Genomic DNA, 12,270 nt, shown 5'->3' with positions numbered 1-12,270 from the left:
CAACCATGGCCTGTGGCGCTACACCGCTGCAGGCCGTTAGCGCAGTATGGCGTGGTCATGGTCGATGTCGGGCACAGGCACCTGCCCGCGTTGCACGACCAGCCACTCGCGCATGCGCTCGGTGTCGAATATCTGCCCCTCATCCATCATCGCCAGGATCAGCGACTGGGACATTCGGTAACACCCGCATTGGGCACAGCGCCGCTCCTCCCATCCAAGGGTGCATTCGACGGATTCCGCGTGCCCTGCGCAAATCAGACAACTCATGTTAGCCCCCTTTCTTGTTCTTCCGTGGAGGTGATGGAGGTAGTGCAGTAGGTGGAGACTGGACTCCCGACTAACATGGGATATTCATGCCAACTTGAAAATTCCGTACCTTTAGTCTGGAAAGTTGCGAGCAAGATCACAGGGCCAACCGCCCGCGCTCGACCGCATACACAAGCTTTCCTTCCCGTTGCCTACTCCCGACACCCCAGCATCATGAGCGGTTCTAAATCATTAGTGATTTATCTTCAATATCATTCATGTAGGGCCCCTGCCTAGAATACGGCCTGAACACGGACATCACGTCGCTCGCGCCATGGCAATAGTTGCCTGCTTGCACTACCCAACGGCACGAGCCAGGCATCAGGACACCGTACAACATGGCTTACGCACCGCAATTCACTGTGCAGCGCATCGCTTTCGACGAGCACTACCAGCCCGGCGAAAATACCCGCATCACCACCAATTTCGCCAACCTGGCGCGGGGGGAAAACCGCCAGGAAAACCTGCGCAACACCTTGCAGATGATCGACAACCGCTTCAACGCCCTGGCGCACTGGGACAATGCTTATGCAGACCGCTACAGCGTAGAGCTGGATATCATTTCGGTGGAACTGCACCTGCACAGTGAACAGCGCAGCAGCGGCCTGCCGCTGATCGAGCTGTTGCAGACCCATATCGTCGACCACACCACCAACCGCCGTATCGACGGCATGGTCGGTAACAACTTTTCCTCGTACGTGCGGGACTACGACTTCAGTGTGTTGTTGCTGGAACACAACAAGGGTCGGCCAAGCTTCAGCACGCCGGACAACTTTGGCGAACTGCATGGCAAGCTGTTCAAGTGCTTCATCAACTCGGCCACCTACAAGGCTCACTTCGACAAGCCGCCGGTCATCTGCCTGAGTGTGTCGAGCAGCAGGGTTTACCACCGCACTGAAAACCAGCACCCGGTGCTGGGCGTGGAGTATCACCAGAACGACCACTCGCTGACCGACGAATACTTCAGCAGGATGGGGCTCAAGGTGCGCTACTTCATGCCGCCCGGCAGTGTGGCGCCATTGGCCTTCTACTTTGCCGGTGACCTGTTGGCCGACTACAACGACCTGGAGCTGATCAGCACCATCAGCACCATGGAAACCTTTCAGAAGATCTACCGCCCCGAGATCTACAACGCCAATGCGGCAGCCGCAATGGCCTACCGACCGAGCCTGCAGCACCAGGACTATTCGCTTACACGCATTGTCTACGACCGCGAAGAGCGCAGCCGCCTGGCGCTCGAACAAGGCAGGTTTGCCGAGGAGCGCTTCGTCAAACCGTACCAGGCCACCCTGGAGCAATGGTCCGCTCAATACGCCGGCTGATCACCCCAACGCACAAGGTAACCGCTGATGAACACGCTACTTCCCACCTCCACTGCCGGCAGTTTGCCCAAGCCGACCTGGCTGGCGGAGCCTGAAACACTCTGGTCACCCTGGAAATTGCAGGGCGCGCAGCTGGCCGAAGGCAAGCAGGACGCCTTGCGCCTGGCCTTGCAGGAACAGCAGCACGCGGGCATCGATATCGTCAGTGACGGCGAACAGACCCGCCAACATTTCGTGACCACGTTCATCGAACACCTGAGCGGGGTCGATTTCCAGCAACGCCAGACCGTGCGCATTCGCGATCGCTACGACGCCAGCGTGCCCTCGGTGGTGGGTGCTGTCGCGCGACAGGCACCGGTGTTCGTCGACGATGCCAGGTTCCTCCGCCAGCAAACTGCCCAGCCAATAAAGTGGGCGCTGCCGGGCCCCATGACCATGATCGACACGCTGTATGACAGCCATTACAAAAGCCGGGAAAAACTGGCCTGGGAATTCGCCAGGCTACTCAACCAGGAAGCCCTGGAACTGGAAGCGGCGGGCGTCGATATCATCCAGTTCGACGAACCGGCGTTCAATGTGTTCTTCGATGAGGTCAACGACTGGGGCGTGGCCGCCCTGGAGCGCGCCGTTCAAGGGCTCAAGTGCGAAACCGCGGTGCACATCTGCTATGGCTACGGGATCAAGGCCAACACCGACTGGAAACAGACCCTGGGGGCGCAATGGCGGCAATATGAGCAGGTGTTCCCGACGTTGCAGCAGTCGAGCATCGATATCATTTCGCTGGAGTGCCACAACGCCCATGTGCCGATGGAACTGCTTGAGCTGATTCGGGGCAAGAAGGTCATGGTCGGTGCCATCGATGTCGCCAACCCTGCCATCGAAACACCCGAAGCCGTGGCCGACACCCTGCGCAAGGCGTTGCAGTTCGTCGATGCCGACAAGCTCTACCCCTGCACTAACTGCGGCATGGCCCCACTGCCGCGCGCGGTCGCCAGCGGCAAGCTCAAGGCGTTGAGCGCCGGGGCTGCCATCGTTCGCCAGGAACTGACCGCCAACGCGGGTTGAGGTGTTGAACCGCCTGCCTGGCCGGCATGGCAGTACGCACCAACGCGGTTCAAAAAACGCGGCTGCACACCAGGCGCCCTGTTTTGATGCACGCCGGCCGGTCAGCCGGCCGCCACCTCAACCCGCCTGGACCAGGCGCCGCCCAGCAAAACCGCTGCCCACCGCCCATTCCCTGGCCTGCCCGGCACTGCACCGGATTTTCGGCACTTTCATTGCAATGCTGGTTGGTGAACGGAATGCACCCGCAACCCAACGCGACCGAGGCTGAAGACACCCCCACTTACCAGCAAGGCAGCACCCTGAAAGACGCAGATGAACGGCAATGAAGCTGCCGGTAACGGCGGCAAGGAGTGGGTATGTCCCGGGCTTTTTTCAATGAAATGTACGACGCGAACGGCAGCTGCCGCCCGCACTACCAAGAGTTCGCCCGCTGGCTGGCGAACACCCCGCTGGAGCTGCTGGAGCAGCGCCGGCGCGAGGCCGACCTGCTGTTCCACCGCGCCGGTATCACCTTTACCTTGTATGGCGACAAACAGGACACCGAGCGGCTGATCCCCTTCGATATCATCCCGCGCAGCATCCGCGCCAGCGAGTGGCGTACGGTCGAGCGCGGCTGTATCCAGCGCGTGCAGGCCCTGAACCTGTTTTTGGAAGACATCTACCACGACCAGCGCATCCTCAAGGCCGGGATCATCCCGCCAGAGCAGGTCCTGGCCAACGAGGGTTATCAGATCGCCATGCAGGGCCTGGACCTGCACCGGGGCCTGTATGCGCACATCGCCGGCGTGGACCTGGTCCGCGATGGCGATGGCAGCTATTTCGTGCTGGAAGACAACCTGCGCACCCCCAGTGGTGTCAGCTACATGCTCGAAGACCGCAAGATGATGATGCGCCTGTTCCCCGAGCTGTTCGCCGCCCAGCGCATCGCGCCCATCGACCACTACCCCAACCTGCTGCTGGACACGCTCAAGAGCGCCAGCCCGCTGGATAACCCCACCGCTGTGCTGCTTACCCCAGGGCGCTTCAACAGTGCCTATTTCGAGCATGCCTTCCTGGCCCGCGAAATGGGCATCGAGCTGGTCGAAGGCGCCGATCTGTTCGTGCGCGACGAGCATGTGTACATGCGCACGACCGCCGGCCCGCAACGGGTCGATGTGATTTACCGCAGGCTGGACGACGACTACCTCGACCCCCTCTCGTTCAACCCCGACTCGATGCTGGGCGTGCCCGGGCTGATTTCGGTGTACCGCGCCGGCAACGTAGTGCTGGCCAACGCGGTGGGCACCGGCGTAGCCGACGACAAGTCGATCTACCCCTATGTCGCCGACATGATCCGCTTTTACCTGGGCGAGGAGCCGATCCTCAACAACGTACCGACGTGGCAGTGCCGCAAGCCGGCCGACCTGTCCCATGTACTGGCCAACTTGCCCGAGCTGGTGGTCAAGGAAACCCAGGGCTCTGGCGGCTACGGCATGCTGGTCGGGCCGGCCGCCACTGCCGCGCAGATCGAGGACTTCCGCGCCCGCATCAAAGCGCGTCCACATGCCTATATCGCGCAACCGACCTTGTGCCTGTCCACCTGCCCGACCTTCGTCGACAGCGGCATCGCGCCGCGGCATATCGACCTGCGCCCGTTCGTACTGTCGGGCAGCGAAACCCGCCTGGTGCCAGGCGGCCTGACCCGCGTGGCGCTGAAGGAAGGCTCGCTGGTGGTCAACTCGTCACAAGGTGGCGGCACCAAAGACACCTGGGTGGTGGAGGACTGAACCATGCTTTCGCGAACTGCTTCTGATCTGTACTGGATGTCCCGCTACCTGGAACGTGCGGAAAACTTGGCGCGCATGCTCGAGGTCAGCTACTCGCTGTCACTGATGCCGCAGGCGGGGCGCAGCGACGGCCATGCCGAACTGGCCATGTCACTCTTGGCCTCGGGCACGCTCGACGACTACATCCGTCGCCACGCCGAGCTCGACACCGAGCGCATGCTGCATTTCTTCGCCCTCGATGCCACCAACCCCGGCAGCATCTACTGCTGCCTGCAGGCGGCCAGGACCAACGCCCATGCAGTGCGCGGGCGGATCACTGCCGACATGTGGGAGAACATCAACGCCACCTGGATCGAAATGCGCAACATTGCCAGCAACGGGCTGGGCCGCTACGGCATCAGCCAGTTCTGTGACTGGGTCAAGGAGCGCTCGCACCTGTTCCGCGGCGCCACCTCCGGTACCATCATGCGCAACGATGCCTACAGCTTCATTCGCCTGGGCACCTTCCTGGAACGGGCCGACAACACCCTGCGGCTGCTCGATGCGCGCTATGAAATGTTCGGCGAGGCCTCCGACGAGGTCAGCGACGACTCGGCCAGGGGTTTTTACCAGTGGAGTGCCTTGCTGCGCGCCCTGACCTCCTACGAAGCCTTCAATGAAATCTACCGCGCCGCGCCCAGTGCCGGGCCGGTTTCCGAATTGCTGTTGCTGCGCGTCGACGTGCCGCGCTCGCTGCATGCCTGTATCGAGGAGCTGGACCAGATCCTGGCCGGCCTGCCTGGCAGTACCGGGCGAGCGGCCCAGCGGCTGGCCGCCGAGCTCAACGCGCGGCTGCGCTACACCGCCATCGACGAAATCCTCGACGCCGGGCTGCATCCCTGGCTCAGCGATTTCATCGGCCGCGTCAACCAACTGGGCCAGGCGGTCCATCACTCCTACCTGGAGGTTGTATGAAACTGTCCATCCGCCACGACACCACCTACAGCTACGCCAGTGATGTGTCCAACAGCATTCAGTTCCTGCGCCTTACCCCGCGCAGCAGCGAACGCCAGCGCATCGTCGAATGGCAACTGGACCTGCCTTGCAAAGTGAAGAGCCAGATCGACCCGTACGGCAACATCCTGCATGTGCTGACGCTGGACAAGCCCCATGGGCACCTGGCCCTCACTGCCAGCGGCCAGGTCGAAATCGACCCGGCCTGCGAACAGGAGGCAGCCTGCCAGTCACCCCTGCCGTTCTTGCGTGGCAGCCACCTGACCCTGGCCGATGACGCGCTGGTGGCCTTCGCCGCCCAGCAATGCGGCACGCACCGTGACCGCGCCGCATTGATCGACCTGATGCAGGGGCTGGCCGAGCGCATGCCCTACAGCCCAGGGTCGACCTCCGTCGGCACTACGGCCAGCGAAGCGTTCAATGCCGGTGCGGGCGTGTGCCAGGACCATACCCATGCCTTCCTGGCCTGCGCCCGTAGCCTGGGGGTGCCGGCCCGCTATGTTTCCGGCTACCTGTGCACCGAGGATGAACAGCACCTGGCCAGCCATGCATGGGCCGAAGCCTGGGTCGACGACGCTTGGTACAGCTTCGACATCACCAACCGCCTGACCCGGCCCGAGCGGCACCTGAAGCTGGCCGTGGGCCTGGACTACCTCGACGCCTGCCCGGTCAGGGGCGTGCGCCGCGGGGGTGGCACCGAGTCCATGCAAGCCAGTGTTCACGTGCATCGCCAGTGACGCCTGGCCCTCAAGCCAGCCTTGCTGCGCGCCTGCAGCAAGGCCACTACCTCTGCCACACAAGGGAACTTGCATGACTTACTGTGTCGCCATGCACCTGCAAGACGGGCTGGTTTTCATCAGCGACTCACGCACCAATGCCGGTATCGACCAGATCTCCACCTTTGCCAAGTTGTTCGTCTTCAGCGTACCCGGTGAGCGCCTGATCGTGCTGCAGACGGCGGGCAACCTGGCAACCTCGCAGTCAGTGGTCAACCTGCTGCAGCAACGCAGCCAGGGCAGCGGCCCGCACCTGCTGAATGTCGCCACGCTCTACGATGCCACCGTGCTGGTGGCCGATACCTTGCGCGAGGTGGTGTGCCGCGACCGCAGCAAGCTGACGGCCGGTATCGACCTGAGCAGCTCGTTCATCGTCGGTGGCCAGATTGCGGGCGGGCCGATGGCGATCTACAACGTCTATGCCCAGGGCAACTTTTTCCAGGCCACGCGCGACACGCCTTTCCTGCAGTTGGGGGAAAGCAAATACGGGCGGCCCATACTCGACCGCAACCTGGAGTACCGCACCCCGCTGGATGAGGCGTTGCGCTGTGGCCTGATCTCGTTCGACTCCACCATCCGCAGCAACCTGTCGGTAGGCATGCCGCTGGACTTGCTGGTGTACCGAGCCGATTCCTTGGAGGCACCGCAGCCCATCCGCATCGCCAGCGACGATGCCTATTACCAGCAGATTCGCCGGCAGTGGGGCGAAGGCCTGAAAACCTTGCTGGCCGAGCTGCCGGCGCCGCCGTATGGCTGATGGGGGAATGGCCAGGAAATCCCGGCCAGCATGCCCGGCCTTTTCGTGGATGAGCCCGCCCCCTCAAAGGGCGGTGCCGCCCCCCAATACGCCTCATGCCCCTCAGCCCAGCAACTGGCTCAATACCGCACGCAACTTGCCTGGTTTCACCGGTTTGTTCAGCAACGGTGCGCCAAGCTTGCGCAACGAGCGCCGGCACTGGTCACTGCGGTCGGCCGTGATGATGACCGCGGGTATGGCGCTGGCGTAATGTTCGCGCAACTGCCGCACCACATCACAGCCCACCACGCCGTGATCCAGATGAAAGTCAGCCAGGATCAGCTCCGGGGCGCGCCCTTCAAGCGCCTGCAAGGCACCCTGCTGATCGGTGGCGGTGACCACTTCGCAGCCCCATTGCCCCAGCAACGCGCCCATGCTTTCGAGAATGCTCACTTCGTTGTCCAGCACCAGCAGGCGACGGCCCGGCAGCGGGTTGCCGGCAGTGGGCTGGGGCAGCGTGGGCTGCAGGAGCGGCGGCAGCGCCTGGCCAAGCGGCACCTCGATGCTGAACACCGAGCCACGCCCCGGCCACGAACGCACTTCGATCCGGTAGCCGAGAATCTTGGCGATCCGCTCGACGATGGCCAACCCCAGGCCTACGCCCTTGCGGTCCGCCGCGCGGCCAACGTCCAGCTGGTTGAACTCCAGGAATATGGCTTGCAACCGGTCCTGGGCAATGCCGCGCCCGCTGTCCCATACCTCCAGGCGCAAGTGTTCGCCGCGGCGCCTTGCCCCCAACAGAACGCGGCCCTCGTCGGTGTAGCGGCAGGCATTGCTGAGGAAGTTGCGCAGAATGCGCGTCAGCAAGCGCAGATCCGTGCTGACGGCATAATCGGGAACCCTGGCGTGAAATTTCAGGCCCGCGGCATCGGCCACCGAGCGGAATTCTGAAATCAAAGGCGCAAACAGCTCGTCCAGGCGATAAACCGCCACATCGGGCCTGACCGCAGCCTGGTCGAGCCGCGAGATATCCAGCAAATCGGTCAGCAGGTCTTCGGCGCCCTCCAGCGCCTGGTGGGTACGCTCCACCAGCACATGTTCGGCGTCTGGCAGCGGCCGCTCACGCAAGGTGGAGATCAACAGGCGCGCGGCGTTCAGCGGTTGCAGCAGGTCATGGCTGGCAGCGGCCAGGTACTTGTCCTTGCTGCGGTTGGCGGCTTCGGCAGCATCGCGCGCCTCGATCAGCTCATCGGTACGTGCAGCAACCCGTTGCTCCAGTTCGTCATTGAGCTGTTGCAGGCGCTGCTGGGCCTGCTTGCGCTCGGTGATATCGGCCACGAAGCCTTCAACCAGGCCTTCGTGACCGGGCTTGAGCAGCAGGTTCATCAGCACGTCGAGGTGGCTGCCATCCTTGCGCCGCAGCCGGGTTTCATAGCCATGCAGGCTGTGCTCCCGGGCGAGAATCGCGGTAATCGCCTGCAGCTCTTGCGCACCGCCATCGAACAGGTGGGTTGCCAGGTCGGTCAGGGAAAACAGCACTTGCTGTGGGTCGTCATAGCCGAGCATGCGGGCCAGTGCCGGGTTGGCAGCACGCATGCCGTCCTGCAGGCTGGCCTGGAAAATGCCGTGCACGGCGTTCTCGAACAGCCATTTGTAGCGGTTGCGCTCGGCTTCCAGTTCATCCAGCCGGGCAGATAACTCCGGGTAGTGGCTTTTACGCGCCGAGTGGTCGCCCAGGCCTAGTAGCCCCGCCAGCGCGCGCTGCTGCTCGTCAGAGGGCCTCGCCATAGACCACCTCGACATCTCGCTGGCTCGACGCGCGCGGGTTGGTGAGGATGCACGGGTCATCCATCGCATGTTGCGACAGGAACGGAATATCGGCCGTGCGCACCCCGTGCAGGCCCAAGGTTTCATGGAAGCCGATGGCGTGCTTCAGGGCAATCAGGTGTTCCACCAGGCGGCCGCAGATCTGCCGGTGGTTGAGGCCGCGGCAGTCGATGCCGAAGACCTCGGCAATGACCTTGAAGCGCTCGGGCGCCGAACTGTAGTTGAACGCCACCACGTGCTCGACCAGCACCGCATTGCACAGGCCATGAGGCAGGTCGAGGAAACCGCCGAGGCTGTGCGACATGGCATGCACCGCGCCCAGGATCGCGTTGGAGAACGCCAGCCCCGCCTGCATGCTGCCGAGCATGATCTTCTCGCGCAGGGCGATGTCGCCGGGGTTGGCGATCATTTCCACCAGGTTGCCGTTGATCAGGCGCATGGCTTCCAGCGCATGGGGGTCGGTCAGCGGGCCATGACCGGTAGACACGAACGCCTCGATGGCATGCACCAGCGCGTCGATGCCGGTACAGGCCGACAGGAACGGGTCCATGCTCAACGTGGTTTGCGGGTCGATCAGCGACACGTCGGGCACCACCGCCTTGCTGACGATGGAGAACTTCATGCGCTCCTGCTGGTTGGAGATGATCACGAACTGCGACACATCGGCCGAGGTACCGGCGGTGGTCGGGATCAGGATCAACGGCGGGCTGGGCACGCGAATCATGTCCACGCCCTCGAACTCAAGGATGCTGCGCCCGTGGGCGACCACGATCCCAATGGCCTTGCCGCAATCCATCGGGCTGCCACCACCGACCGCGACGATCACATCGCAGTGGTTCTGCCGGTAGATCTCGGCGCCGAGCATCACCTCCTCGACCCGGGGGTTGGGCGAGACGGCCGTGTACAGGCAATAGTCGATACCCTGCGCCTGCAGGCTGGCCTCGACGTCGGCCACCCAGCCAGCGGCAATCACCCCAGGGTCGCTGACCACCAGGACCTTGCGCGCACCAAAGGTCTTGGCGTAGTTGGCCACATTATGTCGGCAGCCGGCACCAAAGATGATTTCAGGCGAAACGAACTTGCGAAGGGGGCTGAAACTCTGGCTCATCGTAAAGCCTGTTCTTATTGTTCTGGAAGATAACCGCCAGCGTAAAGCATCCCGCGGCGAAAGCAACCAGACCAAAGCGGCACAGTCATCATTCGATCCACGCCTTGGCGCGGGCCACCTCCAGGAACGCCAGTACGTCCTCGCCAAGGCCGGGAACCCCGGGAAAACGCTGTGCCAGCTGGTCGATGATCGCTGCCGTACTGCGCTGGCCGTCCAGCAACTCCAGCACCCAGCCGGCACTGGCGTTGAGCTCGATGACGCCCCCGGGGTACAGCAGCACATGGCATGCCTGCAACGGGTCCCAGCGTAGCCGCAAGCCCTTGGCCAGGGCCAGTGTCTGCTGGCGGTCGATCAGTTTCACGGCAGGCACCGGGCGTGGGGATCCGGCCACCTTGACGGTGGCCGGGCAGGCATCAGCGGTTGGCGAAGTACATCGTCACTTCAAAGCCAATGCGCAGGTCGGTGTAGGCGGGTTTGGTCCACATGGGGCATGTCCTCTTCTTGTGCCGGGCGATTCCGGTAGAGGCATTAATGCATGGGCGGTGGTGAGGGCGAATGCTACTTTGGAACGAGTTTGCCGGGTGCATTGGTAGCAACGGGGTTGCCACACATTGCCATCAGGCCAGCCAGGGCGCCTGGGCAGGCGGCCTGGCATTCGCTGCACCGCTACAGCAATGAGGGTGGCTGCGCAGCCTGGCCGCGACACCAGGCCGCTGCGCCAACCGCGCAGGTTCATCAGGGGGTCAGAAGAAGCCCAACGGGTTGATGTCGTAGCTCACCAGCAGGTTCTTGGTCTGCTGGTAATGGTCGAGCATCATCTTGTGCGTCTCACGGCCCACACCCGACTTCTTGTAGCCACCGAATGCCGCATGCGCGGGGTACAGGTGGTAGCAGTTGGTCCATACCCGGCCGGCCTTGATGCCGCGGCCCATGCGGTAGGCACGGTTGATGTCGCGGGTCCACAGGCCGGCCCCCAGGCCGAACTCGCTGTCGTTGGCGATCGCCAAGGCCTCGGCTTCGTCCTTGAAGGTGGTCACCCCCACCACCGGGCCGAAGATCTCTTCCTGGAACACGCGCATCCGGTTGTGGCCCTTCAGCAGGGTCGGCTGGATGTAATAGCCGCTGGCCAGGTCACCCTGCAGGCGCTCGGCGGCACCGCCAGTGAGCAATTCGGCACCCTCCTCCCGGGCAATCTGCAGGTACGAGAGGATCTTGTCGTACTGCTGCTCCGACGCCTGGGCGCCGACCATGGTTTCGGTGTCCAGCGGGTTGCCACGGCTGATCTTGGCGATCTTCTTCATCACCTCGGCCATGAACGGTTCGTAGATCGACTCCTGGATCAGCGCACGCGACGGGCAGGTGCACACCTCGCCCTGGTTGAAGAACGCCAACACCAGGCCCTCGGCGGCTTTCTCGATGAACGCCGGCTCCGCCTGCATGATGTCTTCGAAGAAGATGTTCGGCGACTTGCCACCCAGTTCGACGGTAGACGGGATGATGTTCTCGGCCGCGCACTTCATGATGTGCGAGCCCACCGGGGTGGACCCGGTGAAGGCGATCTTGGCAATACGCTTGCTGGTGGCCAGCGCCTCCCCAGCCTCACGGCCATAGCCCTGGACGATGTTCAGCACCCCGGCCGGCAGCAGGTCGGCGATCAGCTCGGCAAAAATGGTGATCGACAACGGCGTCTGCTCGGCCGGTTTCAGCACCACGCAGTTACCCGCCGCCAGCGCCGGGGCGAGTTTCCAGGCGGCCATCAGCAACGGGAAGTTCCACGGGATGATCTGCCCGACCACACCCAGGGGTTCGTGCAGGTGATACGCCACGGTGGTTTCGTTGATTTCCGCCGCGCCACCTTCCTGGGCACGAATGCAGCCCGCAAAATAACGGAAGTGGTCCGCGGCCAGCGGCACGTCGGCATTCAGGGTTTCGCGTACGGCCTTGCCGTTGTCCCAGCTTTCGGTGACCGCCAGCACTTCGAGGTTCTGTTCGATCCGGTCGGCGATTTTCAGCAGCGCCAGGGCCCGCTCCTGCACCGAGGTCTTGCCCCACGCGTCAGCCGCGGCATGGGCAGCGTCCAGGGCGCGCTCGATATCCTGTGCGCTAGAACGTGGGAATTCGGCGATCGGTTGGCCGTTGACCGGCGAGCTGTTGGTGAAGTACTGGCCAGCCAAGGGCGCCACGAACTCGCCATTGATGAAGTTGCCATAGCGCGGTTTGAAGGAAACGACGGCGCCTGGGGTTCCGGGTTGTGCGTAGATCATGCTGAGCCTCTGCAGGTCAATGCCTGTCCCACGACAGGCGATATGCCGATGGTAGAAAGCCCCGCCTGCCAGGCGAATGCATCGTTGGCAGCGGGGCTCTCGTCATT

At 63.2% G+C, this 12,270-nt stretch carries 12 protein-coding genes; 6 read left to right on the top strand and 6 right to left on the bottom strand.

Annotated elements, in window-relative coordinates:
• Window positions 1-36: 36 nt before the first annotated feature.
• On the bottom strand, window positions 37-174 hold the full coding sequence (locus L1P09_RS12070; protein ID WP_166524972.1) for a hypothetical protein: 138 nt from the start codon (window positions 172-174) through the stop codon (window positions 37-39).
• A 470-nt stretch (window positions 175-644) separates the two neighbouring features.
• Here L1P09_RS12070 and L1P09_RS12065 point away from each other — a divergent pair, with 470 nt between their 5' ends.
• The 6 genes from L1P09_RS12065 to L1P09_RS12040 all read left to right on the top strand — a co-directional run bounded on the left by L1P09_RS12065 (window position 645) and on the right by L1P09_RS12040 (window position 6,985).
• Window positions 645-1,628, top strand: a complete 984-nt coding sequence (locus tag L1P09_RS12065; protein WP_054905448.1) for a DUF1852 domain-containing protein — start codon at window positions 645-647, stop codon at window positions 1,626-1,628.
• Window positions 1,629-1,655: 27 nt separating this feature from the next.
• Complete coding sequence (locus L1P09_RS12060) at window positions 1,656-2,693, top strand: methionine synthase (RefSeq protein WP_029885138.1); 1,038 nt, start codon at window positions 1,656-1,658, stop codon at window positions 2,691-2,693.
• Between the two features lie 356 nt (window positions 2,694-3,049).
• Complete coding sequence (locus L1P09_RS12055; protein ID WP_029885140.1) at window positions 3,050-4,459, top strand: circularly permuted type 2 ATP-grasp protein; 1,410 nt, start codon at window positions 3,050-3,052, stop codon at window positions 4,457-4,459.
• Between the two features lie 3 nt (window positions 4,460-4,462).
• Complete coding sequence (locus L1P09_RS12050) at window positions 4,463-5,413, top strand: alpha-E domain-containing protein (RefSeq protein WP_009682316.1); 951 nt, start codon at window positions 4,463-4,465, stop codon at window positions 5,411-5,413.
• A complete protein-coding gene (locus tag L1P09_RS12045) occupies window positions 5,410-6,189 on the top strand; it encodes a transglutaminase family protein (protein WP_029885141.1) in 780 nt (259 codons plus the stop codon). The genes L1P09_RS12050 and L1P09_RS12045 overlap by 4 nt, the downstream gene beginning before the upstream one ends.
• A gap of 73 nt (window positions 6,190-6,262) precedes the next feature.
• Complete coding sequence (locus L1P09_RS12040; protein WP_235768893.1) at window positions 6,263-6,985, top strand: proteasome-type protease; 723 nt, start codon at window positions 6,263-6,265, stop codon at window positions 6,983-6,985.
• Between the two features lie 102 nt (window positions 6,986-7,087).
• On the opposite strand, the gene L1P09_RS12035 is transcribed toward L1P09_RS12040, so the two are convergent.
• The 5 genes from L1P09_RS12035 to exaC form a co-directional block, all read right to left on the bottom strand.
• Complete coding sequence (locus L1P09_RS12035) at window positions 7,088-8,752, bottom strand: PAS domain-containing hybrid sensor histidine kinase/response regulator (protein WP_192439996.1); 1,665 nt, start codon at window positions 8,750-8,752, stop codon at window positions 7,088-7,090.
• Window positions 8,736-9,899 (bottom strand): alcohol dehydrogenase-like regulatory protein ErcA, encoded by a 1,164-nt coding sequence (gene ercA, locus L1P09_RS12030; RefSeq protein ID WP_009682320.1) that lies wholly within the window; start codon window positions 9,897-9,899, stop codon window positions 8,736-8,738. Before ercA ends, L1P09_RS12035 begins: the two co-directional genes overlap by 17 nt.
• 88 nt (window positions 9,900-9,987) lie before the next feature.
• On the bottom strand, window positions 9,988-10,260 hold the full coding sequence (gene pqqD / locus L1P09_RS12025) for a pyrroloquinoline quinone biosynthesis peptide chaperone PqqD (protein WP_029885144.1): 273 nt from the start codon (window positions 10,258-10,260) through the stop codon (window positions 9,988-9,990).
• A gap of 52 nt (window positions 10,261-10,312) precedes the next feature.
• Window positions 10,313-10,384 carry a pyrroloquinoline quinone precursor peptide PqqA gene (pqqA, locus tag L1P09_RS12020; RefSeq protein WP_003243383.1) on the bottom strand — a complete coding sequence of 24 codons (72 nt, stop codon included), beginning with the start codon at window positions 10,382-10,384 and terminating at the stop codon, window positions 10,313-10,315.
• A gap of 258 nt (window positions 10,385-10,642) precedes the next feature.
• Window positions 10,643-12,163, bottom strand: coding sequence for an acetaldehyde dehydrogenase ExaC (gene exaC / locus L1P09_RS12015; RefSeq protein WP_054912999.1), 1,521 nt, complete (start codon window positions 12,161-12,163; stop codon window positions 10,643-10,645).
• Window positions 12,164-12,270 lie beyond the last annotated feature (107 nt).

It is taken from the genome of Pseudomonas juntendi (genome assembly GCF_021560075.1).
GTDB lineage: Bacteria > Pseudomonadota > Gammaproteobacteria > Pseudomonadales > Pseudomonadaceae > Aquipseudomonas > Aquipseudomonas juntendi.
This window is presented reverse-complemented; position numbering and strand designations above follow the sequence as displayed.

What these genes read in the sequence shown, in the direction of transcription:
- L1P09_RS12070 (WP_166524972.1), bottom strand. Translation starts at nt 174, where the DNA reads ATGTCCCAGTCGCTGATCCTGGCGATGATGGATGAGGGGCAGATATTC.
- L1P09_RS12065 (WP_054905448.1), top strand. Translation starts at nt 645, where the DNA reads ATGGCTTACGCACCGCAATTCACTGTGCAGCGCATCGCTTTCGACGAG.
- L1P09_RS12060 (WP_029885138.1), top strand. Translation starts at nt 1,656, where the DNA reads ATGAACACGCTACTTCCCACCTCCACTGCCGGCAGTTTGCCCAAGCCG.
- L1P09_RS12055 (WP_029885140.1), top strand. Translation starts at nt 3,050, where the DNA reads ATGTCCCGGGCTTTTTTCAATGAAATGTACGACGCGAACGGCAGCTGC.
- L1P09_RS12050 (WP_009682316.1), top strand. Translation starts at nt 4,463, where the DNA reads ATGCTTTCGCGAACTGCTTCTGATCTGTACTGGATGTCCCGCTACCTG.
- L1P09_RS12045 (WP_029885141.1), top strand. Translation starts at nt 5,410, where the DNA reads ATGAAACTGTCCATCCGCCACGACACCACCTACAGCTACGCCAGTGAT.
- L1P09_RS12040 (WP_235768893.1), top strand. Translation starts at nt 6,263, where the DNA reads ATGACTTACTGTGTCGCCATGCACCTGCAAGACGGGCTGGTTTTCATC.
- L1P09_RS12035 (WP_192439996.1), bottom strand. Translation starts at nt 8,752, where the DNA reads ATGGCGAGGCCCTCTGACGAGCAGCAGCGCGCGCTGGCGGGGCTACTA.
- ercA (WP_009682320.1), bottom strand. Translation starts at nt 9,899, where the DNA reads ATGAGCCAGAGTTTCAGCCCCCTTCGCAAGTTCGTTTCGCCTGAAATC.
- exaC (WP_054912999.1), bottom strand. Translation starts at nt 12,163, where the DNA reads ATGATCTACGCACAACCCGGAACCCCAGGCGCCGTCGTTTCCTTCAAA.